At 46.4% G+C, this 22,183-nt stretch carries 18 protein-coding genes; 4 read left to right on the plus strand and 14 right to left on the minus strand.

What is annotated here, in order from left to right; translation table 11 throughout:
• Position 1 precedes the first annotated feature (1 nt).
• Both AAHN97_RS05145 and AAHN97_RS05150 read right to left on the minus strand, forming a co-directional pair.
• Entirely contained in the window at positions 2-2,371 is a 2,370-nt protein-coding gene (locus AAHN97_RS05145) for a TonB-dependent receptor (RefSeq protein ID WP_343306484.1), read from the minus strand.
• Between the two features lie 191 nt (positions 2,372-2,562).
• Entirely contained in the window at positions 2,563-2,772 is a 210-nt protein-coding gene (locus tag AAHN97_RS05150; protein ID WP_343306485.1) for a hypothetical protein, read from the minus strand.
• A gap of 98 nt (positions 2,773-2,870) precedes the next feature.
• Between AAHN97_RS05150 and AAHN97_RS05155 the strand changes: the two genes are divergently transcribed.
• A complete protein-coding gene (locus AAHN97_RS05155) occupies positions 2,871-3,866 on the plus strand; it encodes a helix-turn-helix domain-containing protein (RefSeq protein WP_343306486.1) in 996 nt (331 codons plus the stop codon).
• A 30-nt stretch (positions 3,867-3,896) separates the two neighbouring features.
• On the opposite strand, the gene AAHN97_RS05160 is transcribed toward AAHN97_RS05155, so the two are convergent.
• The 10 genes from AAHN97_RS05160 to AAHN97_RS05205 all read right to left on the minus strand — a co-directional run bounded on the left by AAHN97_RS05160 (position 3,897) and on the right by AAHN97_RS05205 (position 15,529).
• Positions 3,897-4,754 (minus strand): NmrA family NAD(P)-binding protein, encoded by an 858-nt coding sequence (locus AAHN97_RS05160; RefSeq protein ID WP_343306487.1) that lies wholly within the window; start codon positions 4,752-4,754, stop codon positions 3,897-3,899.
• A gap of 84 nt (positions 4,755-4,838) precedes the next feature.
• Positions 4,839-5,249: an RrF2 family transcriptional regulator gene (locus AAHN97_RS05165; protein WP_343306488.1), complete on the minus strand. Its 411-nt coding sequence runs from the start codon at positions 5,247-5,249 to the stop codon at positions 4,839-4,841.
• 110 nt (positions 5,250-5,359) lie between these two features.
• Positions 5,360-7,570: a sodium-translocating pyrophosphatase gene (locus AAHN97_RS05170; protein WP_343306489.1), complete on the minus strand. Its 2,211-nt coding sequence runs from the start codon at positions 7,568-7,570 to the stop codon at positions 5,360-5,362.
• 113 nt (positions 7,571-7,683) lie between these two features.
• Positions 7,684-9,204: an NAD(P)H-hydrate dehydratase gene (locus AAHN97_RS05175; RefSeq protein WP_343306490.1), complete on the minus strand. Its 1,521-nt coding sequence runs from the start codon at positions 9,202-9,204 to the stop codon at positions 7,684-7,686.
• Between the two features lie 68 nt (positions 9,205-9,272).
• The gene (locus tag AAHN97_RS05180) at positions 9,273-9,806 is read right to left on the minus strand and encodes a hypothetical protein (RefSeq protein ID WP_343306491.1); all 534 of its coding nucleotides are present in this window, start codon (positions 9,804-9,806) and stop codon (positions 9,273-9,275) included.
• A 20-nt stretch (positions 9,807-9,826) separates the two neighbouring features.
• Positions 9,827-10,297 carry a hypothetical protein gene (locus AAHN97_RS05185; RefSeq protein WP_343306492.1) on the minus strand — a complete coding sequence of 157 codons (471 nt, stop codon included), beginning with the start codon at positions 10,295-10,297 and terminating at the stop codon, positions 9,827-9,829.
• Between the two features lie 65 nt (positions 10,298-10,362).
• Positions 10,363-11,535, minus strand: a complete 1,173-nt coding sequence (gene nhaA / locus AAHN97_RS05190) for a Na+/H+ antiporter NhaA (RefSeq protein WP_343306493.1) — start codon at positions 11,533-11,535, stop codon at positions 10,363-10,365.
• A gap of 19 nt (positions 11,536-11,554) precedes the next feature.
• Positions 11,555-13,150: an OstA-like protein gene (locus tag AAHN97_RS05195; RefSeq protein ID WP_343306494.1), complete on the minus strand. Its 1,596-nt coding sequence runs from the start codon at positions 13,148-13,150 to the stop codon at positions 11,555-11,557.
• A gap of 5 nt (positions 13,151-13,155) precedes the next feature.
• Entirely contained in the window at positions 13,156-14,154 is a 999-nt protein-coding gene (locus AAHN97_RS05200; RefSeq protein ID WP_343306495.1) for an MlaD family protein, read from the minus strand.
• Between the two features lie 94 nt (positions 14,155-14,248).
• Positions 14,249-15,529, minus strand: a complete 1,281-nt coding sequence (locus tag AAHN97_RS05205) for an N-acetylmuramoyl-L-alanine amidase family protein (protein WP_343306496.1) — start codon at positions 15,527-15,529, stop codon at positions 14,249-14,251.
• Between the two features lie 271 nt (positions 15,530-15,800).
• On the opposite strand from AAHN97_RS05205, the gene AAHN97_RS05210 reads away from it, so the two are divergent.
• Positions 15,801-18,527: a putative LPS assembly protein LptD gene (locus AAHN97_RS05210; protein ID WP_343306497.1), complete on the plus strand. Its 2,727-nt coding sequence runs from the start codon at positions 15,801-15,803 to the stop codon at positions 18,525-18,527.
• Between the two features lie 60 nt (positions 18,528-18,587).
• Here AAHN97_RS05210 and AAHN97_RS05215 read toward each other — a convergent pair whose 3' ends face one another.
• Entirely contained in the window at positions 18,588-19,181 is a 594-nt protein-coding gene (locus AAHN97_RS05215; protein ID WP_343306498.1) for a hypothetical protein, read from the minus strand.
• A gap of 309 nt (positions 19,182-19,490) precedes the next feature.
• On the opposite strand from AAHN97_RS05215, the gene AAHN97_RS05220 reads away from it, so the two are divergent.
• Positions 19,491-19,922: a hypothetical protein gene (locus AAHN97_RS05220; RefSeq protein WP_343306499.1), complete on the plus strand. Its 432-nt coding sequence runs from the start codon at positions 19,491-19,493 to the stop codon at positions 19,920-19,922.
• On the opposite strand, the gene AAHN97_RS05225 is transcribed toward AAHN97_RS05220, so the two are convergent.
• Positions 19,917-20,642 carry an Imm49 family immunity protein gene (locus AAHN97_RS05225; RefSeq protein WP_343306500.1) on the minus strand — a complete coding sequence of 242 codons (726 nt, stop codon included), beginning with the start codon at positions 20,640-20,642 and terminating at the stop codon, positions 19,917-19,919. The two genes, AAHN97_RS05220 and AAHN97_RS05225, sit on opposite strands and share 6 nt — an antisense overlap.
• A 105-nt stretch (positions 20,643-20,747) precedes the next feature.
• Here AAHN97_RS05225 and AAHN97_RS05230 point away from each other — a divergent pair, with 105 nt between their 5' ends.
• Positions 20,748-22,178 (plus strand): hypothetical protein, encoded by a 1,431-nt coding sequence (locus AAHN97_RS05230; RefSeq protein ID WP_343306501.1) that lies wholly within the window; start codon positions 20,748-20,750, stop codon positions 22,176-22,178.
• The last annotated feature ends 5 nt before the right edge of the window (positions 22,179-22,183 follow it).

Below are 22,183 nucleotides of genomic sequence, written 5' to 3' on the forward strand. Positions count from 1 at the left end.
ATTAAAACTTGAAGTTGTAGGTAATGCCGGGGATGATAGAACCGATGATAGAAAGGCGTACGGCTTCCTTCTTGCCCGGATCATCCTCGTTCTGCCTGAAATACACGGTATAAGCATTCCTGCGGGCATATACGTTATACAGCGAGAATACCCATTCTCCTTTCCAGCGTTTCAATTGTTTGCCTTTCCAGGTAAGGGAGAGGTCCAGTCTGTGGAATGGTTTCAGGCGGTAGTTGTTACGTTTTTCTGTTGTGTTGTAAGGAATATCCCAATCCTGGAATTCCAGGCGTGCATCTGCAAACGTTGCAGGCGTACCGGATGCAAATACCCAGTTGGCACCCATGCTGATCCTTTTGGTGAACTCATGGGATATTACCACGTTCACATTGTGTGTACGGTCGTAACGGTTAATGAACCATTCGTTCTGGCTGATGCCGGGCGTTTTACGTTCGGAACGGGAGAGGGTATAGCTTACCCAGCCTGTAGTGTTACCTACATCCTTTTTAACATAGAGTTCCAAACCATAAGCACGGCCTTTGGAAGCCAGCAGGTCCGCTTCAATGAATTCGTTCAGGTCAAGATCGGAATTGTCGATATAATCCAGCTGATCCTGCATTGTTTTATAGAACACTTCTGCAGAAAGTTCAAACTTGTCTCCGGGAGCATTGTAGAAATAACCGGCTGTTACCTGGTCTGTCAGCTGTGGTTTTACGTTATTGGTCACCGGCGTCCAGATGTCTACAGGGGTAGGGGATGCGGTGTTGCTCAGCTGATGCATGTATTGTGCACTGCGGCTGTAAGCAGCTTTGATGGCCGTTGTATTATTCAGTTTATACTTGGCGGAGATCCGTGGTTCCAGGTTGTAGTAATCTGCAATGGTTTTGCCGGCGCCAAATTCCTGTGTATGGTCCAGGCGTTTGCGGATTCCGGCAGTAGTGTCTGCATAATAATAAGCAGTACCTTTTCCGCGGAACTGGAAGCCAGATACACGTACACCATATTGTACCCCAAACTTGCCTGCTTTCAGCTCATGGTCCAGGTATACAGCGCCTTCCAGCGCATTCTTGTCTTTCAGTACGATCTCATTCACATCATTCCCGTCAGTACCGGTACCTTTACCCGGTTTGAAGGTATAGAGGATGGATTGTACACCAAAGTGGAGGGTGTTATTGGAGTTCAGGTAATAAGTAAAAGCGGGTTTAACACCGTAGTTGATGATGTTGGAGGTCCACTTATAACTTTGCTTGTTAACATCTGTTTCCTTGCTTTTGAACTCCAGGCTGTAATCATATTTGGTATAATAAGTGGTGAGGTTCATGAACAGGCGGTTATTGAAGATGTGGTTCCAGCGGATGGACGTAGTGGCATTACCCCAGTTCATGTTCACTTCGTTACCGAAACCAAACACGTCCCTTCCGAAATAACCACTTACGAATAAGCTGTTGTTCTTATTGAGATTGAAATTCACTTTGGCGGTAAGGTCGTAGAAATACAGCTTGGTATCTTTCATATCTCCTTTCAGGAAGGGCTTCATGATCACATCCATGTATGACCTTCTTCCTGCAATAATGAAAGAGGATTTATCTTTCTGAATGGGACCTTCAACGGCAAGGCGGCTGAAGATATTCCCGATACCGCCTGTAAGGCCCAGTTTCTGGTTATTTCCGTCCTTCATCCTGATGTCCAGCACAGAAGCTGTTCTGCCGCCGTATTCGGCCGGGAAACCACCTTTGATCATATTGATATTCTTCACAGCGTCCGGATTGAATACAGAGAAGAAACCCAGCATGTGTGTGGAGTTATATACAGGGGCTTCGTCCATCAGGATCAGGTTCTCGTCTCCTGCACCACCGCGTACGTTAAAGGCGGCGGCACCTTCACCTACCGTATTAATACCGGGAAGGGTCTGGATAGCGCGTAATACATCTACTTCACCCATGAACGTTGGCAGCTTTTTCATTTCTGCAATTTCCAGTTTGTTCATGCTGGTGTTGACAGTATTGATATTCTTTTCCTGTTGTTTGCTGGTGATCACCACCTCGTTCAACTGGCGGTCTGCCGTTGCCAGTTTAATATCCTGGCGTTTGTTGCTGGTAAGATCGATCGTCATCTTAATAGGTTTGTAACCCATGTAAGAGTATTGGATCTCGTGTGTGCCTGCCGGCAGGGTAAGGGAGTAGAATCCGTACTCATTGGTTACCGTACCTATGGAGGTGCCGGGTTTACCAATAGAGATACCTATTAATGATTCACCGGAATGTTCGTCTTTAACATATCCGCTAACCGTATACCTTTGCTGTTGTGCCTTTAAGCTAAATGTTGTCAGCAGTAACAAACAAATGAGCGTTAGCGTGTTTGCTGTTGTTTTCATATTGGTTTCCAGGTTTTTGTCGTTTTATTGGATTTTGAGCGTGTATATGCGCTTTTCCGAGAATATGACGTGTAAAGTAGAGCATACCCCTATAGGTAAGAAATAAATCACATTAAAGGGGGGAAATAGGGGGCTAACTGATGAATATCATAGATTATCAGTAGAAAAGGCTGCAATTTAATAGTAGGAAATCAGTCCAGTACGGCACATTGGTATCCCAGTTTGCGCACAAATGAGATAACATGCTGTTCTTCCAGTTGTTGGCTTATTACCCGCAGGACCTTATCGCAGTCCTCCAGGTCCAGTGTACAGTCGGTGGTGCTGAAATGTCCGGCGATTGCAGAAACGACCCTGTTTTTATCCTGCAGGGTGCTGATGTTTGTTTTGAAGATGCCGATCATGTCTTTTAATTTGAATAATTTTAAGCAAAATTCGCATCCGCCGGTTTTTAAAGGTTGCACGAAACGGATTATTATTTATACCTAACGGATTTTTTTATATGCCAGTCACTATCAAAAACGACACGCAAGGCGTACTCTATCACAGCGATGAGACCTTTGAGCCGGAAACGTACAATTCGCCGGTGTTCTCAGAATCTGTACATACGCTGGAATTCGACTTCGGTAAAGCGAAGTTCAATGAAATGCATTTTGACGGGATCATGCTGGGGTTTGGGAGCATGCGCGTATACCAGCGTTTACATATAGAAAGCAAAGACTTCCTGCAGAAGATAGGCATGCATTTTATGCTTAAGGGAGAGGTAACAGCCAATATAAACGGGATAGCAAAAAACATCAGAACATCCAGTCATCAGCACAATATCTACTACAACCCTGAAACCGAGGAATCACTGAAGGTAGAGCCACAGCCGCAAATGGAGGTCTTCGGCCTGAGCTTTATGAGCGATAAGTTCGTGCAGCTTGCGGCGAATAACGGGCCGGTACTGGATAGGATGGCGGAACGGGTAGAGAACCGCAAACCCGTGTTCCATCGTAAAGGATATTATATCACCCCCCGTATGCTACAGGTGATAGACGAGGTAAGGAACTGCCATTTCACAGGTGGATTAAAGAAACTCTTCCTGCAATCCAAATCAATAGAACTGTTAGCCCTGCAAAGTGAGCAGATAGAGATAGAAGGCCGCAAGAGCACTGAAGTACAGAAAATATCCCGTACGGATGAAGAAAGGATCTATCACGCACGCGATCTGCTGCTGGCACATACGCAGGATCCCTTATCCCTCACAGAACTGGCACGTAAAGCCGGCATCAATGAGTTTAAATTGAAAAACGGGTTTAAGAAAGTATTTGACAATACCGTATTCGGATACCTGAGCGATTATCGCCTGGATCAGGCAAAGCAAATGATGCGGGAAGGAACGTTTTCCTTTACAGACATTGCGGATGAACTGGGTTATTCTTCCCTGCAGCACTTCAGCCACGCTTTCCGGAAGAAGTTCGGTCAAAGCCCCAGTGAGGTAAAGAAAGGTATGTAGTGATATGCTGCAGCATATCACTGACAAATACTATTGGAAACTGCTTACGTTCGCTTTTGCAAAAGTCTCAAAACTGATCGGGTCTTTACCGGTAATATCCTTTACCGCAGTGGTTACCACTTCCATATAACCCGCTCTCACGCCCTGGAACAATAAAGCAATGTATTGGGCTTCACTGTCAGACAGGCCATGGGCTTTTACTGCCTGCGTCATTTCATCTTCAGTTACCGGAACATACGTTACCTTTTTACCACTGGCTTTGCTGATGATCTCAGCCGTATCATATGCATTCAGGGAAGCCGGGCCGGTAAGGGTCAGTTCCTGTCCTTTTAATGTATCATCCAGCAGGAGTTTTGCGGAAACGGCTGCTATATCCGAAGTGGCAATCATGCTCAGCCTGGCATCTTCCGCCGGGATAACGATCTGTGCCAACGCTTTAACGGTACCGCTGAATGAACCATCCGAGAAGTTTTCCATGAAAAAGTTAGGACGCACGATATTATACGTGATGCCGGAGTTTTGAAGGTATACCTCAATCTTGCGCAAAGGACTGTCCGGCAGGTTTTCCATACCAATAGCAGAAAGGAAAACAATCTTTTGAACGCCGGCCTTCTTTGCTTCATCAATAAAAGGGTTCAGCTTCAGGTGCGCATCTGCATCGAGGGGTAAAGCTGCCAGGAAAACCTTGTCAACGCCGGCGAGGGCTGGAGCAAAGGTTGTGGGATCTTCCAGTACTACTTTTACCGGGGATACATTGGCTGCAGGAACTACAAATTTCTCAGGGAAACGGGTGGCGGCTTTTACTGTTACGCCTTCTGCTGTGAGGGCATTTACAACTTGTTTTCCGGCAAAACCGGTAGCACCGAGAACTAATACTTGATCTGACATTGTTGAAAAGATTAATTGTTATGAATTTTGTTACAGTTATACTTAAAATGTTATTAAAATCATTACAGTTTAAGGCAAAAAAAATCAGAAGTACTTTTTAGTGAATTCAGCCAGGGTAATGGTATGGAGTTTCTCGTAGATACTATTATCTATTTCCCCGAACAATTCATCCAGTGCACCATTGATACGCGCACCCACTGCACATTGGGGATTAGGTTCATTAGGGGAGTAGCCAAAAACGTGACCATTCTTTACCAGCAGGAAAATGTCTGACATACGGATGTCTTTTGTAGCCTTTCCCAGCCTGCTGCCGCCGTTTTTCCCTTCCTTGCTTTCTATCAGACCCGCTTCCCTGAGCATACCCAGTTCTTTACGCACCAGTGCAGGATTGCTGTTTAGCGAGCTGGCAATGTAGTCAGACGATAACCATTCGTCCGGCTGAAGGGCCAGCAGGGAGAGAATGTGTACGGATGTGGAGAATTTACTGCGGATCAATTCTGTAATATTTATAATTACAGTACAAAGATAGGAGCCCGGAATGATACCACCAAAAAAAATCCCGGTAATGCATCATTACCGGGATCCTATTATAAGATTACCTTGAATTACTTAGGTAACATGGCAGTTGTTTTCTCTATGGCAACCGGTTTTTTAGCCTCCTGTTCCACTTTAGCCGTAGCTGTCTGGTATTTACCGTGAATCTCAGCCAGGGTTGGCGCAATTACCAGGGAAACGATGGACATCAGTTTGATCAGGATGTTCATAGACGGGCCGGAAGTATCTTTGAAAGGATCACCTACGGTATCGCCGGTAACGGAAGCTTTATGTGGTTCTGATTTCTTGTAATAGATCTCACCATTGATCTCAACACCTTTTTCGAAAGATTTCTTGGCATTATCCCAGGCGCCACCGGCGTTGTTCTGGAACATACCCATCAATACACCACTCACAGTAGCACCGGCAAGGAAACCACCCAGCACCTCAGGTCCAAAGATGAAACCGATCAGGATGGGAGACAGGATAGTGATGGCACCAGGCAGCAGCATCTTTTTGATAGAAGCTTCCGTAGAGATGGCCACACATTTGTCGTACTCCGGTTTGCCGGTTCCTTCCATGATACCGGGAATGGTCCTGAACTGGCGGCGAACTTCTTCCACCATGCTCATAGCAGCTTCACCCACTGCGCGGATAGCGAGGGAAGAGAAGATGAAGGGGATCATGGCACCTACGAAAAGGCCCGCCAGTACATCTGCTTTATAGATATTGATGGCATTGTATAATTTATATCCGTTGGCTTCCACCACACCTACATAAGCTGCAAACAGCGCAAGAGCGGTCAATGCAGCAGAGGCGATAGCGAAACCTTTACCTGTAGCGGCGGTAGTGTTACCTACAGCATCGAGGATATCTGTTTTTTCACGAACATCTTTTGGTAATTCACTCATTTCTGCGATACCACCGGCGTTATCGGCAATAGGGCCGAAGGCGTCAATAGCCAATTGCATAGCAGTAGTGGCCATCATACCTGCAGCTGCGATAGCAACACCATAGAGGCCGGCAAGTGCAAATGAACCGTAGATACCACCTGCCAGCACCAGGATGGGCAGGAAAGTGGATTCCATACCTACTGCCAGACCACCGATGATGTTAGTGGCATGGCCGGTAGAAGACTGGCGGATAATGGAATTCACCGGGCGTTTGCCCATGGCGGTATAATATTCAGTGATGATACTCATCAGGGTACCCACTACCAGGCCAACCAAGATAGCACCATATACACCTGTACGGGTGAATTCATGGGTACGGAGGGTCATGGTTTCAGGAAGGATCCAGTTCACCGCAAAGTAGCATACAATAGCAGTGAGTACAATGGAACCCCAGTTACCCATATTCAGGGCACGTTGAACAGCGTTGGTGCTTAAACCTGCGTTATCTCCGATCCTTACAAAGAAAGTACCGATGATGGAAAGTACAATACCAATGCCGGCAATGAACATGGGCAGGATAACAGGAGCGAGGCCGCCGAAGTTATCCAGGGAAGTAGTTTCAACACCCAATACCATGGTAGCCAGCACGGTGGCTACATAAGAACCGAAAAGGTCAGCACCCATACCGGCCACGTCTCCAACGTTGTCTCCAACGTTATCGGCAATGGTGGCAGGGTTGCGGGGATCATCCTCGGGGATGCCGGCTTCTACTTTACCAACAAGGTCAGCTCCCACGTCCGCAGCTTTAGTATATATACCGCCGCCCACACGTGCAAAAAGCGCGATGCTTTCGGCTCCGAGAGAAAAACCGGTGAGTACTTCAATTGTTTTGATCATTTCAGCAGTACCTGCTTCAGCGCCGAAATAAGCTTTCAGTACAATGAACAGTCCACCCAGTCCTAAAACAGCCAGACCGGCAACACCCATTCCCATTACAGAACCTCCGGTGAAGGAAACTTTCAATGCTTTGGAAAGGCTGGTACGGGCAGCTTGTGCTGTACGTACATTCGCTTTGGTGGCTATTTTCATACCGATGAAACCGGCAGTGGCCGAAAAGATGGCGCCTATAATAAATGCAAGGGCAATCGTCCAGTCTGAATTGTGGTGGGAATATCCCATATAGCCCAATAACAGGGCCGCAATGATCACAAAATAGGTGAGGATCTTGTACTCAGCTTTCAGAAACGCCATCGCACCTTCTGCAATATGTTTGGCTATCTCCGTCATTTTTTCATTGCCTGAATCCTGGCGTGAAACCCAGGCACTTTGTACCGCTGTGAATAACAGTGCTAACAGTCCAAATAGTGGAATAATGTAAACTATACTCATACTTTATAAGCCTTTTAAAAATTACAAGGTTGACGAAGATAATGTATTAGGATTTATTTTACTAGTGCTTCAACATATTGTGTTGATTAATAATATAGTTCGGGGTACGAAGCTTACTTGCGGAGTTGCAGGTAGGCCTGGCCGAGATAATTGATGATATCCTCTGCAATAAGGGATTCTTCGGAAATATCGTCTGCTGCAAGGTCCCCGGCCAGCCCATGCAGCCATGTGCCCAGGAGGAGAGCGGCTTTAGGGGTATATCCCTGCGATAAAAGACCGGTTAAAATACCTGTAAGTACATCCCCGCTGCCAGCGGTGGCCATTCCCGGATTACCGGTGGGATTGAAATAAACGGCTCCATCCGGACAAGCCATGGCACTGAACCGGCCTTTGAGCAGGATGTAGACCTGGAATTCCACCGCTTTGGCGGAAAGCAGCTCCAGCCTTTCAAACTGATCTTCTTTGGGGCCAAATAACCTTTCAAACTCTTTGGGATGCGGGGTAAGGATCGAATCTTTAGGGAGTTTTTGCAGGAGAAAGGGGTATTCGCTGATCATATTCAGGGCATCAGCATCCAGCACCATGGGTTTATGATAGAGTTCCAGGAGTTTTTCCAAAGCCCTGGCGGTAGCGGCCGCCGTTCCCAACCCGGGCCCCACGCCGATAGTGGCATAACCGGGTGCCTGGTGGTGTTTGAATGGTTCATGGAAATGAGCGCTGAAAGCAGTGGGCTGGTCTTCCGTTTCACACATTGCTTCCGGCACGGCGGTTTGCAGTATTTCATAACCCCGTTGCGGGATATGTACTGTCAATAATCCAACACCGGCACGGAGGCAGGCCCTGGCGGCCAGGATGGCCGCTCCCATCTTACCATAACTGCCGGCTACCAGTAGTGCATGACCGTACGTGCCTTTATGGGCAAAAGGATCGCGGGGCTGGTAAATAGTTTTGACGATCCGGGGATCCACCACATGATACTTCGTTTCCACGCTGTTGATAAAGTCGGGATGCAAACCGATAGGAAGGATCACGGCCTCGCCTACACGGACAGCATTTTCCGGCAGCAGAAAGGCGAGTTTATAGAACTGAAAGCTGAGTGTATAATTGGCGTGCACACAGGCTGCATGCCCGGTAACACTGTCTGCCATAAGTCCTGATGGCATGTCTATGGATACGATGGTATGCCTGCCATAACCATCGTTGATCTTGTGGAGGATGGATGCTACCCATCCTTCAACAGGGCGGGAGAGCCCGGTGCCGAAGATGGCATCTACCACTACGCCGGTTGTTTCCATTAAAGGAAAATCAGCGGGGGAATAGATGGACTGTACATCCTGTACATAAGGTTGATTGGCCAGGTTATCAGGAGAAGCCGTTTCCGAATGATGTACCATATAGGCATGTACGTTATAGCCCTGGTCCCTGAGTAACCGCGCGATCACTAACCCGTCTCCACCATTATTGCCCATGCCGCAGAACACGTAAAAGGGTGGGGGCGCCTCTCCGAAAGTATGTACCATCCAGCCGGCACATTCCGCAGCGGCACGCTCCATCAGTAATACGCTGCTGATGGGTTCATGTGTGATGGTGTAAGCATCCGCTTCGCGGATCTGTTGTGCGGAAAGGACTTTCATATCGATAATAAATATACAAAAAGCCCCCCGGAACACCGGAGGGCTTTTTTACTTTGTTTTAAAAGAAATTATTTGAACGTGTAGCGGGCAGAAACACCCAGCAGTTGTTCTCCGAAGAAATCATGACCACCGTTGAAGTTTACGAATGGTTTGATATCACCGCTGAGGTTCAATGGAATATTTTTAAAAGTATATTCCACGCCAAAGATACCATCAAGGCCTACAACGGCTTCTGAGTGGTAACGTTTGTTGCCGTTCTCATAGTAACGGTCTCTCCATATACCAACGTGTGCACCACCGCCGGCATACATGTTCCATTCTGACTTACCGAAGACATTCCAGGTGTATTCATACAAACCTGTAAAAGTTACATTGGTTACATCACGATCTCCACTTCCAAAATAATGGCTTACAATTCCTTCAATTGCATGTGGTCCTTTAATAAAATGCTTTGCGGTAAAACCGATGGTCCATGGGTTAACCCTTGCACCGATAGCGGTTTGGTAATCTCCAGGAGAGCCACCGCCACTTGTACGGCGTTGCGCATTTGCCTGGAAGGCCATCAAAGAAAGTACTCCGAAGAGTAACAGGATCCTTTTCATATAGTCGTCTTTGTTTTAAACTATTTTTTATTTCTTCCGAAAATATAACGGGCGGAAACACCAAAGTCTGCCAGTTCGGAAGGTGTGTTGAAATGAAGCGCCGGTTTCCAATCCAGGCTCAGGTTCAGCGGAATGTTAGAGAATGAATAATTCAACCCTACTAATCCATCTACACCTGCATAGAAGGTTTTTTCCCCTCTGATCTCCCTTCCGCCGATATGTGCGCCACCGCCTGCATACCAGCCAAAACCTTCCATAGTTAATGCAGAGAGGTCCCAGTGATATTGATACAAAGCCGTTAATGACGCTCTTGTATTATACAGTCCAAAGATGCCCTCTACGGCGGAACGGTCCGTAAGAAAATATCTTCCGGTTGCTCCTAATGGTAACCCCAACCTTACACCTGCTTCAATTTGTCCGGCTGCCTGTTGGGCTTTTACACCCTGTGCAAAGCACAATACAACAAAGGCAGCAATGATCCGATATTTCATGCTGTTAAGTATTTGCAATAACAATGCCAAAGGAATTTCAGTAGGGAAACGGCTATTCAGGAAATTTATTTGATAGCCCTCAAAAATATAAAACCTGCCAGACCGGAGAGCAGCGATGCCAGTATCACAGACATCACGGAGATCACCTGTATATCAACAGGTTTGAAAGCTAAAGTGGCAATAAATATACTCATCGTAAAACCGACGCCTGCGATCATGCCTACCCCCCATAACTGTTTCCAGTTTGTGTTGGCGGGAAGGCTGGCCATTTTCATTTTTACAGCTACCAGACAGAAGAAGAAAATACCTAAAGGTTTGCCTAGTACCAGCCCTGCAATGATCCCAAAGCTCACGGAATGGGTAAATGCATGAAAAAGGTCTGGTGGAAATACGATGGCTGTATTGGCCAGCGCAAAGATGGGCATGATCAGGAAGTTCACCGGATCATGCAGGGTATGTTCAAGACTGTGTATCTTATTCAACGGAATGCAGAAAGCCAGCAGAACCCCTGCAATGGTAGCATGGATACCGGAGTTGAAGATGCAGTACCAGAGCACCAGGCCAGGGATCAGGTATAGGATAATACGCTGTACTTTGAAGTAGTTCATGAGCAGCAGCAAAACAAATATGCCAGCACCTATATAGAGATACAGCATATGCAGCGCATCCGTATAAAAGATAGCGATGGCCAGGATGGCGCCCAGGTCATCTATGATGGCGAGAGCTGTTAAAAATATTTTCAGGCTGAGCGGCACGCGTTTACCTAACAGGGAAAGTATGCCGAGTGAAAAAGCAATATCTGTAGCCATGGGAATTCCCCAGCCATGTGCATAAGGGGAGGTGCCATTAAAAAGCGTATAGATCAGTGCCGGTGCCAGCATACCACCAATAGCGGCAAGTATGGGCAGGAGGGATTTCTTTACGGAGGCCAGTTCTCCGGTGGTTAGTTCCCGTTTGATCTCCATACCTACCAGGAAAAAGAAGAGGGCCATGAAACCATCATTGATCCATAGCAGCCATGAATTGGGCAGGTGTAAACCTTTGTAATTATAATGATGCCCGCCTGCAGGATCAAAGAGGGTGTTGAAGAACCCGGTATAAGCATCCTGCCAGGGAGAGTTAGCGATCACCAGGGAGATGAGGGTGCATGCAATCAATACAATGCCTACAGCGCGACTGTCCTGCAGGAATTGAAATATCGGTGATATGAACCTGTTCTTAAAGCTCCCGGAATTCATGCGTAATATTTAGTGAAAACTATTGTCCTATCAACTCGTACTTCGATTTCGGTTTGCGGTTGATCACCCATTTAAAGCCAGGCAACTGCTTTTGCTCTTCCGGCATTTGTGTGAAAGGGTACATGGTGGCTTCCGCTTCTTTCACGAACACGACCCTGTCCAGCTCGCCATTACTGAAATAGATATGCGTGGCGGCAGACAATAACCGGTTGATACTGATAAAGGCACTGTCATCATCCTGCACATAATAAATGTTCTCCGCATTCCCGTTCACATACATGGAATCCAGTTTTTCCTCTCCAAAGAAACCCAGTATGGTATTTCCTTTCACCTGGTTATACATGCCGGGGCCTACTTCATTCACGATCAAAGCATTCTGGTCCATTAACAGTTTATCTGCTTTCTGGTTTTTGGTGAAGAGAAAGATGGTATCGCCGGTGAGCTGGCTGCCATTGGCCCAGAGCACAGGATCTTTATAGAGCCGGAAAATGGAATCCACGCCGGAATAGTATAGACTGTCTGCCACACCCTGCAGGGAATCAGAATAGATCTTCACATGATTATAGGCGATCACGAACCTTTTTTCCGTGGTATCTTTTTGATCGGTAGCAGTAGTGGAATCCACTAAAACAGTATCCCTTGGAACGATCCCGGAGAAGAGCGTATCCGATGCTACAAATAAAGTATCTGTTTTTCCTTCCAGCAGCATCACCGGTTTGCGTGTAGCCAGTACCGTTTTATTGAACTGGTTCACAATGCCATAGTTGGCCAGCAGGGACACTTTCTGCGCAGTGTCGCGCCAGATCATGTTGCCGGTAGCAATGGAGATGCCGGAAGCTTTATCTGTCTGTATTTCGTTGGCTGTGAAAGTATTGGTACTGTCTTCAATGACAGGGCGTTTGCTGAAGCTGCCATATCCTGCATCGGTATTGTAATAACCATCCGTTACGTACATCGTCATCTTACCATCGTTGATGGTAGTGGGAGCGAGGATAGTGGCTATTTTGGTAGTGGTGTTATATAAGAGGGTATCTGTGCCTAAAGTAAAGCCGGGATCTACGATCACCACATTTTTCTTAAAATACACATCTTTTGTATCTGCATAATAGAAACCTTCCTGGCTGGTCAGTACAGATTTTTCATTCACCAGTTTACCTGTTTTGGTATAAGTACCGATCTTGGTATTCATATCATATTGCAACTCAGGGCTGGTGAGCACTATCTTAGTATCAGTGAGTTTGGCGTTGCCATCAAGGGTAGCTATACGGGTATTACCCATATAGATGAGATGATCAGAGTAGGTGTGGATACTATCGTCCTGGATAATATGGACCCGTCCCCATGCTTCGATCATGTTCTTTGCCTGGTTTAAAATAGCGCTATCGCAATACAGGTAGCTGGTAGCCTGGCGAAAGGCCACATCGCCGCTGAAACGTCTTTCATCCACGGAATCTTTCGTGACGAAGGTCATCGTCCTGGAATGAATGATGTTGATCTTTTTTGAGGTATCTTCCTGAACCGGCGTAATAGGGCGCAGGCTGTTATTTGCTGTGATCAGTGAGGTCATACCAATCCCTGCCAGCAAAATAAGGCCGTATCGTAAAGCTTTTAACATGTCTGTTATTGTAGAAATTTCGCCGTATCAGAGGGGATGGGCACCACTTTGTTTTTTCTGCCAAATACGCTCAGGTGCACATATCTCCAGGGATTATACCGGAGGTCTTCCAACAGTTTATTGAGGCTGCTGGTAGATGCCTGTAGATTGTTATACACTTTTTTGTCGTGGATCAGCAGGCCGAGGGACCCGTCTTTACTATCCAGTTTGGTTACCATGTCGTTCAGACGGGTAACGGTGAAACGCAATTGATTCATAGCAGTGTCCAGCGTACCGTTAGCCAGTGTGCCGGATGCTTTATCAAAGTTGGTCAGAATATTGGAGATCTTGTCGTTATTATTTTTCAGGTTGGCAGATACCGATTCAAAGTTGCCGAAGGTGCTGCCGATCTTTCCATCTTCCTGCAGCATACCTGTAAGGGAACGGGAGGCCACTGAAAGATTGGACATGGTAGCATTCAAACCGGATATCGTACCACGGATATTATGTTTGGTAGTAGTGTCGAACAGTGAGTTTACGGTAAGGAGGAGGGTATCCACAGCACCAAGGGTCACTTCCAGTTTCTTTACCAGCGGGCTTATTTGTTCTTTCAATGCATCTGTGATAGAGCCGGCCACATCTGCATAAATGGTATCCTTATTTTTCAGGTATTCGTTGGTATTACCAAAATCTATTTCCACTTTGCGGGTTCCCAGGAGGTCTGAGCTGATGCGAGCTACGGAATTTTTAGGGATCTCTATCTTTTTGCTGATCTGCAGCGTTACCAGGATCCTTCCTGCACGTTGGTCCATCACCTCCAGGCTTTGCACATTCCCCACAGTGAGGCCATTGACCATCACGGCGTTGGAAGGTTGCAAACCGTTTACCTGTGTATATACAGCGTAAATGATCTTTTTATTCGAAAACAAGCTCCGTCCTTTCAGGAGGTTAAAACCCAGTACCAGTAACACAATGCCGGCGGCGGCCAGAATGCCTACTTTCGTTTCATTGGACATTTTAAGCATCGAGATATAGTATAGTTCGTGCAAAAATAGATAAAAACAACGGTGTGGCAGCTGTAGGAAAACAGAAATAATGCAAAAGGCGGGCCAAATACGGCTACAGGTCTACCCGTTCGCCGTTCTTGTAAGTTACAACAAAAGCATCAGCAAAACCTTGTTTTTTGGCTTTATATACGGCAGCATGTGCCTCCGCTTCCGTGCGGAAACTGCCCCATATATATTTATGTACTTTTTTCCTTCCTTGTTTGAGGTCTTCTCTTTCTATGGTACCATTCAGTTTCTGGAAGAGGGAAGCTCCCCGGGCATAGATCTTTTCTGAGGTCATCAGTTGTACTTTATAATGTACAGAGGGGTCTGCGGCAGGGGCAGGAGGGGCTTCTGTTTTTACACTAACGGAGGCGGCTATATTTTGAACGGGAGCCTGCTGAACCGGCGCCGGTGTTTCTGCGGGCGTAACTTTACGGCCGGTTTCGGCAGCTTTGTATATTCTTTCCAGTTCCTCTTTATATCTTTTCACGGCGCGGGCTATGCAATTAGCCATTTCAGACTGGCCATCAGCGGAATTGAGGTAATTCTCTTCTTCCGGGTTGCTGATAAAGCCCAGTTCCACCAGTACGCTGGGCATGGCGGTAGCATGAAGTACCAGGATGCCTTTATCGTTCCGTTGACGGGCACCTCTGCTGATACGGCCCACGCGGGTGAACTCATCTTCCACCAGCGTACTGAGGCGCAGGCTTTGATCGAAGTACACGTTGCGGAGGGTATTGAGCATGATCAGGGTTTCTGGATCTGAATTGGCCATCAGTTCCTTGGTTTCTTCAGAATTGGCGTCAAACACAATCACGGAGTTGTTCCGCAGGGATTCTGTTTTGGCGTTATTCTTACTGGTAGCCCACACGTAAGTTTCCGTACCCTTGGCAGGGTTAGGATATTTTTCATAGATGGCCACTTTCCTGGTCACCTTCTTTTTCTTTTTGTTCCTGTAAGTTTGTGTTTTATAACCTACTACCCTGGAAAGGTCCGCCGCGGCGTTACAGTGAATGGAAATGAACAGGTCACCCTGTGCTTCGTTGGCAATGGCAGCCTTCTTGTGCACATCATCAAAACGGTCTGTTTTGCGGGTGTACACTATTTTTACATCAGGCAGCGCTTCTTCCAGTATCTTTCCCAGTTTCAGTGCAACGTCCAGCGCAATATCTTTTTCGTGTGAATAACTTCCTTTGGCACCGGGATCACTTCCTCCATGGCCGGCATCGATCACGATCGTACGAATAGGTTTATCCTGTACGGGGGAATCCGGTGTAGTTTTTGCATGAATGAACAAGGTATAGATAAGGCCTATACCTAGTCCTGAAAATAAAACTCTTTTCCAGCGCATGTCAACATTTTATTTTAATGGGTTGTATTCAATTTGGCAAAGGTTCCTGTTCAACGTACACAATAATTTAATACTCATATGAAACACGCTTATCCGCCTCCCTTCCGCATTATCCCTTTTCAGGCACTTAATACAGTATTTAATAATTTGTATAAAATCATGTAGGTTTGTGCCCGCTTAACACATGGACCCTCTCTGCAAAAATAATTATAAAAACATTTTAAGGCGGGTATTCCTGCCTTTGATTCTTCTATTAATATTGGCCTCGCCTTTGTTTATAGACGCATATGCCCGCGCATCGGCACTTCCGGCTCACTACTTTAACAAAATTTTCACAGACACGGTTCCTTTGCCGCACACTGTGAAATTTCCTGCTAAATCTGAATGGACGGATACCTCCCGCAAACCGAAAGATACTATTCGTCCCGTGATAAAACGAGGAATTGATAGTATTTCACCGGGGAAAGCGGTAGATAGCCTCACCATGGACAGTGTGAATGTAAAGACTGATACTATACCTAACGTTAAACTCTCCAAGGATAGTCTTACCGCTCCTGTATTTTATAAGGCGCAGGACTCCATTGTGATGTTTGTGAAAAAGAAGGAGTTCCGCCTGTATAATAAGGCGGACGTTAAATATGGTGCCACGCAGCTGACGGGTAATACCATGGACTTTAACCAGCAAACGGGCATCCTTACCTCCCGGATGGGGATAGACACTGCCGGAAAGCCAATCGACAAAGCCGTATTGAACGATGGTACCACCAGTTCAGACATGGACTCCGTGCAGTACAATTTCAATTCCGGTAAAGCCATGATCTTCCAGACCCGTGCACAGTACGGGGAAGGATTTGTGAGCAGCATTAAAGTGAAGAAACAGCCGGATAATACTGTTTTTGGTTTCAGGAACGGCTATACCACCTGTAACCTGGATACGCCACACTTTGCTTTCAGAGCACGTAAGATCAAGGTGATACCTGATAAACTGATCGTGTCCGGCCCTGCCAACCTCGAAATTGAAGGTATTCCCACACCCTTATTCATACCATTTGCTATTTTCCCGCTCAGCAACGGGCAACGTACCGGTTTGCTGCCACCGCAATACGTGGTGAACCAGCAGAAAGGCATTGGCCTGGAAAACGGGGGATATTATTTCGGGCTGGGTGAGTACCTGGACCTAACCGTACGGGGAGATGTATATTCCTACGGGAGCTGGGGACTTACTTTAAGCCCTACCTACCGGAAACGGTATAAATATAACGGAGGATTTAACCTGGCTTTTGCCAATACGCGCAGTGGCGACCCGGAGATCAAATCGGAATTCACCCGCTCGCGTGACTTCAGGGTAACCTGGAGCCATAGTATGGATGGTAAGGCAAGGCCGGGAACCAATTTTGGCGCCAGTGTGAATTTTGGTACTACTTCTTACAATCAGTACAATATAACGGATGCGGCTACGCGGCTCAATAACAACATGAGCTCTTCCATCAACTATTCCAAAAGCTGGCAGGGGAAACCGTATAACCTTACATTGGCACTGAACCACAGTCAGAATAATCTCACCCGGCAGGTGAATATTAACTTTCCGGACGGTTCTTTCAACGTGAACACTATCTATCCTTTCCAGGCAAAGGAAATGACGGGCACCCCACGCTGGTATGAGAAGATTGGGATCAGTTATAATGCATTGCTGCGGAATAACATGAGTTTTATTGATACCGCCTTTGGCCGCCCTGCAATGTTTGATAACCTGCAGGCAGGTATACAGCACCAGATTCCGGTTACCTTGTCCATCCCCGTGGCTAAGAACCTTACGCTTTCTCCCAGTATCAACTATACGGAGAAGTGGTACATCCGCAAGTTACGGTTGAAATTTAACCAGGTAAAAGAACGTTACGATACCATTTACGAAAATGGTTTCTTCAGGAGCAGCGCCATGTCTACCGGTGCTTCACTGGCTACTGCAGTATATGGTATGTATAGCTTCAAGAATAAGAATTCCACTATACAGGCCGTGCGTCACGTAATGCGCCCGAACATTGGTATCAGTTACTCTCCGGACCTGGCCAGCAAGGATTACTACATGGAGCCTGCAACGCCATACGCTTCGCTGAACAAGTACCAGCGGTTCTCTTATTATGATGGTGCGCCTTTTGGGCCCTCTCCGTCAGAAACCTTTGCGGGTTTGACCTTTGGATTGGATAACAACCTGGAAATGAAGGTGAAATCAAAGAAGGATACTTCCGGTGTACGTAAGATCAAATTACTGGATGGTTTTGGTATCAGCAGCAGCTATAACCTGGTAGCAGATTCTTTCAACCTGGCTCCTTTCTCCCTGAATGCCCGTACTAACCTGTTTGATAAAATAAACATTTCCTTTGGCGGCACTTTAGATCCTTACCAGCTGGATAGTGTTGGTACGCGTATAGACAGATATACCTGGAAAGGTGGCAACTTCAGCCTTGGCCGTTTAACGCAGGCCAATATCGCTATCAGCACTTCTTTCCAGAGCCAGGATAAAAAGAGCAAGGAAAAAGAGGCAAGGAAGAAAGAGGAAGAAGAAAACGGGGATGTGCCATTGGATGCTGCGCTGGAAGAAAAACGCCGGCAAATGGAAATGATGCGGGCTAACCCGGGAGATTATGTGGATTTTGATATTCCCTGGCGCCTGGACCTTTCTTACAGTTTGAACTATACCCGCAGCAGAACGGTAGACCGTTTGCGCGATACCACCATATTCCAGCAATTCCTTGGTTTTAACGGGGATTTCAGCCTTACCCCCAAATGGAAGATCATTGTTTCCAGCGGGTTCGATTTCCGGTTAAAACAGATCTCATATACCAATCTTACCATCTCCCGCGACCTGCACTGCTGGCAGATGAGTATCAACCTGGTGCCATTCGGAAGTTACCGCCAGTTCAGTATCACCATCAATCCAAAAGCCGGTATCCTGCGGGACCTCCGGATAAACCGAACGCGGCAGTTCTTCGATTTGTAGCGGGTCAGAGAAAGGCCCGTATAAACAAAAAAGCAAGTCCGCGAAGACTTGCTTTTTTGTTTAGAAATTAAATGCGCAACCCAAACCGAAAAGGTCCAGCTTACTACCTGTAATACCTTTAAAGTAAGACATCCTGATCTCTATTGCTTTGTGGCCTCCGCCAACACGGATGCGCATCCCTGCGTTAGCAGCAGGGCCTGTTGAACTTCCTTCAACAATAACCGGCTCGCCATTTTCATCATAATACTCCGAATCTGTAGAAGCGCTGTAATGATATCCGAATCCGCCACCTACAAAACCTCCTATGCGGCTTCTGTTAGCTTTTGTAGAGCCTGCAGCCAGGTTGAGGTTCACCATCACGGGAGCGTTGAACATGAAACCAAGGGTATTAGTTTCCTCGCTATAGCCGCTATTATAGCTATAGTTATAACTCCCGGAAAAACCAACACTCATGGGGATACCTACGGAAACAGACATGGATTCCGTTTCCACAAAATTAAACCGCGGAGAATACGTAAGGGCGAAAGAAAGCCGGGCATCCATATTTTCCACTTTATCAACATAGAACCCAACACCTGCGCCATGCATGAAACTTTGGGAAAAGGCATTGGAAACACCAAGGGTTGCAAATGCCAGGAAGAGTAATTTTTTCATAAAGGGTAAGGGATAATTGTTAGGACAAATATAACTAACTGATTTTAAATTAAAAGTAGATACCATAATAATTCTATTGATAACTAAGTTATCTACAACCCTTTCTCTTTGATTTAGAAGAGATAAGCCGTATATAAGCCGTATATAACCCGTATATAAGCCGTAGATAAGTCGTCCTTTATAGATACGGCTTATCTACAGCTTATCCTCGGTTTATGGATAGGTATAAGTGGAGAATCTCAGGCTTAGGTGATGGAGGGCAAAAAAATATGAAGTAGATTTGGCCAACAATCAAAAAGTGGATAAACAATGGCTGCAAAGATTTTAAAGGATGAAATTTATGAACAGGTAGAACTGATCTCCGAAATGGGGAACGATTTCGCGGACGATGAAGAGTATGCCGCTGCGATCGAAAAGTTCAAGGAGGCGCTGGAGCTGGTACCGGAGCCAAAGCATGAATGGGAGGCCGGTACCTGGTTATATTCCAGTATCGGGAACATGTACTTTATGCTGGACGACTTTGAAAATGCCGGTAAGTACTTCAATAACGCCATCCAAAGCCAGGAAGGCAAGTTGAATTCATTCAATCAAATGAGATTGGGACAATCCTCCCTGGAAATGAAACAGGAAGATAAAGCCCTGGAACACCTGTTAAAAGCTTACAGGATGGGCGGCAAAGGTCTTTTTGCCGAAGAAGACACCAAATACCTGGCATTCCTCAGCAAGCGGGTGAAATTATAGTTCCTTAAAGAATTCGTATCCATCATATTCGTACAGTTCCCTGAGCGGCAGTATGGGCTGTGGCACCAGGGAACTGTCTATTTGTACATACATCCCAATGCGGTAAGCCAGTTTGGTGAGCACCGCTGCTTCCGTTGAAAAGTACCTGCATTGCAGGTCATTCAGCTTCCGGTCGTTATGCGTTCTGATCAGTTTCTGCAGGCCAATTTCCACTTTCTCCTGGTCATCCCGCAATAAGCCCTCAAATACATCTGCACATCCATGCCAGGCTGCAAAGGCGGTTTGCGCTTTAATAACGGCTATCTGTTTTTCAAGGTCCTGCCGTTTACCGGTGAGTACATCCTGTATGGCTTTGTTGTAGGCATATGCCAGTATGTTTTCATTGGCATAATGGTCCGGGAGCAGGCTGTACCGTTTGATGAGACCACTGTGGTCACTTAATACAGCGTAACCGATCAGGTTAATGGCTCCATTGAAACGCCAGTTATACCGTTTGATCATGTATTCCCCGGAAAGGGCGGCTTTGTAGAAGTATTGCCGGGCTTTGTCAAAATCCTGTTCCTGGAACATGGCGTAGTAGGCTTTTACTACATTGGCCTGCTCAAGAGAGCCTATCCGTGGCACTTCTTCGCGCTGGTCCCTGATCTTTTCCAGGTTGTAAATTTCAGTTGCCACGGTTTCATAATAGGTGTCAGTCAGTAACTGCTGGTTGTTTTGCATAGGATAATAGGTGTATAGGTTCCCTAAATATACAATAATTATATATTATAAGTATATGACTATGAGCATAAGTTTTTTGTTATATTAGTAAGTAGTACCCCGCTTATGAAGAATTTTACCTTTTTCCTGTTATTGCTCTGTTCCCTGGCGGCAGGTGCGCAGGATGCTAATTACTGGTCGTCCTACTACGGCCCGGGTGGGTTTTTTGCCCCCGGGGCGGTGATCGCTAACAATAAAGATAGCGGGGTGTTGTTCTATAACCCGGCCCTGCTGGCTTTGTCCCATAAAAAAGCGGTGTCCGTCAGCGGGAGTATTTACCAGCTGGAGTCCATTAAAATGAAAAACGGGGCAGGCACCGGAAAGGACCTCCTGTCCAGCAATACTTCCAGTATACCACAGATGCTCACAGGTACGGTGATGTTAGGGAAGAAAAAACCATTCTATGTATCCTATGCCCTGATCAATTCTTCCATCCTTAATTTTTCTGCCTCCCAGCGGAAGGAGGCGCAGATGAATGTATTACATGATTCTTACAGCCCGGGTACGGAATATTACATTGGCCAGATGACTTTGCAGAACCAGATCAAATCATCCGCAGCATCGCTGAGCGCGGGTTACCGGCTAAATGAGAGATGGGCAGTGGGTGCTACGGCAGAAGGTTCGTTCTACCGTCAGCGTTATAGTAACAATATTGTTTCAAGGGCATTGATCAATGGAGGCGGCTCTTCATTAAGACTGGCCAGTAATGAGGCTTTATACGAAGTGTCCTATAATCACATCGGTTTCCGTGTAAAAGGCGGGCTGGCGTATGAGCATAACAGGCATCATGCAGGGCTGCTGATCTCTTCGCCATTGATAGGTATTGGGGGAAGGGCTACCTTGTTCGGGGATCTGGCGCTTGCCAATATCAGGGATGTTTATTCAGGAGAGATGATCCATCTGCTGGCCAGTACAAGACAAACCAAACTGAAATCTACCTGGAAGATGCCCCTGAGTGTAGCAGCGGGGTATGCATATGATCATGCAAAGGGGCAGATCTATGTGGCCGGGGAATATTTCCTGCCCATCAAAGAGTATGGGGTTGTTACGCCGCGTAATGAATATTTTCTGCGGCCTGATACAGGGAATAATAATTTGCTGACGGCTGCAGTACTGCAACTGAAAGATGCCCGCAAGGCTGTTTTTAATATGGCCCTGGGAGCCAGTTACGAGGTAAAGGAACATATTATAGCGTATTGTTCCTTCAGAACGGATTTCTCTTATGCGGATAACAGTTTGTTCACTAGCGGTTCAGGAAATACATCTTATACTGCAGCATGGAATAATTTTCATTGCCAGTTGGGAGGGAATCTGCGGAGAAAGAAATACAACCTGCGGGTAGGATTGTTGCTGGCATACGGGCAAACAGGCAAATATATACAGCCTGTGAACTTTGATCAGCCCAATGATGAAAACTTTTTGTTGGGCGATACGAAAGAAACAAAAGCACATCATTTCTTAACAGGATTGATGCTGGCTTTTATACATAACTTATAAATTGT

The sequence above is a fragment of the Chitinophaga niabensis genome, from assembly GCF_039545795.1.
GTDB lineage: Bacteria > Bacteroidota > Bacteroidia > Chitinophagales > Chitinophagaceae > Chitinophaga > Chitinophaga niabensis_B.

Bases quoted from the DNA above. Each gene is read 5' to 3' on its own strand.
- AAHN97_RS05145 (WP_343306484.1), bottom strand. From the start codon at position 2,371: ATGAAAACAACAGCAAACACGCTAACGCTCATTTGTTTGTTACTGCTG.
- AAHN97_RS05150 (WP_343306485.1), bottom strand. From the start codon at position 2,772: ATGATCGGCATCTTCAAAACAAACATCAGCACCCTGCAGGATAAAAAC.
- AAHN97_RS05155 (WP_343306486.1), top strand. From the start codon at position 2,871: ATGCCAGTCACTATCAAAAACGACACGCAAGGCGTACTCTATCACAGC.
- AAHN97_RS05160 (WP_343306487.1), bottom strand. From the start codon at position 4,754: ATGTCAGATCAAGTATTAGTTCTCGGTGCTACCGGTTTTGCCGGAAAA.
- AAHN97_RS05170 (WP_343306489.1), bottom strand. From the start codon at position 7,570: ATGAGTATAGTTTACATTATTCCACTATTTGGACTGTTAGCACTGTTA.
- AAHN97_RS05175 (WP_343306490.1), bottom strand. From the start codon at position 9,204: ATGAAAGTCCTTTCCGCACAACAGATCCGCGAAGCGGATGCTTACACC.
- AAHN97_RS05180 (WP_343306491.1), bottom strand. From the start codon at position 9,806: ATGAAAAGGATCCTGTTACTCTTCGGAGTACTTTCTTTGATGGCCTTC.
- AAHN97_RS05185 (WP_343306492.1), bottom strand. From the start codon at position 10,297: ATGAAATATCGGATCATTGCTGCCTTTGTTGTATTGTGCTTTGCACAG.
- nhaA (WP_343306493.1), bottom strand. From the start codon at position 11,535: ATGAATTCCGGGAGCTTTAAGAACAGGTTCATATCACCGATATTTCAA.
- AAHN97_RS05195 (WP_343306494.1), bottom strand. From the start codon at position 13,150: ATGTTAAAAGCTTTACGATACGGCCTTATTTTGCTGGCAGGGATTGGT.
- AAHN97_RS05200 (WP_343306495.1), bottom strand. From the start codon at position 14,154: ATGCTTAAAATGTCCAATGAAACGAAAGTAGGCATTCTGGCCGCCGCC.
- AAHN97_RS05205 (WP_343306496.1), bottom strand. From the start codon at position 15,529: ATGCGCTGGAAAAGAGTTTTATTTTCAGGACTAGGTATAGGCCTTATC.
- AAHN97_RS05215 (WP_343306498.1), bottom strand. From the start codon at position 19,181: ATGAAAAAATTACTCTTCCTGGCATTTGCAACCCTTGGTGTTTCCAAT.
- AAHN97_RS05220 (WP_343306499.1), top strand. From the start codon at position 19,491: ATGGCTGCAAAGATTTTAAAGGATGAAATTTATGAACAGGTAGAACTG.
- AAHN97_RS05225 (WP_343306500.1), bottom strand. From the start codon at position 20,642: ATGCAAAACAACCAGCAGTTACTGACTGACACCTATTATGAAACCGTG.
- AAHN97_RS05230 (WP_343306501.1), top strand. From the start codon at position 20,748: ATGAAGAATTTTACCTTTTTCCTGTTATTGCTCTGTTCCCTGGCGGCA.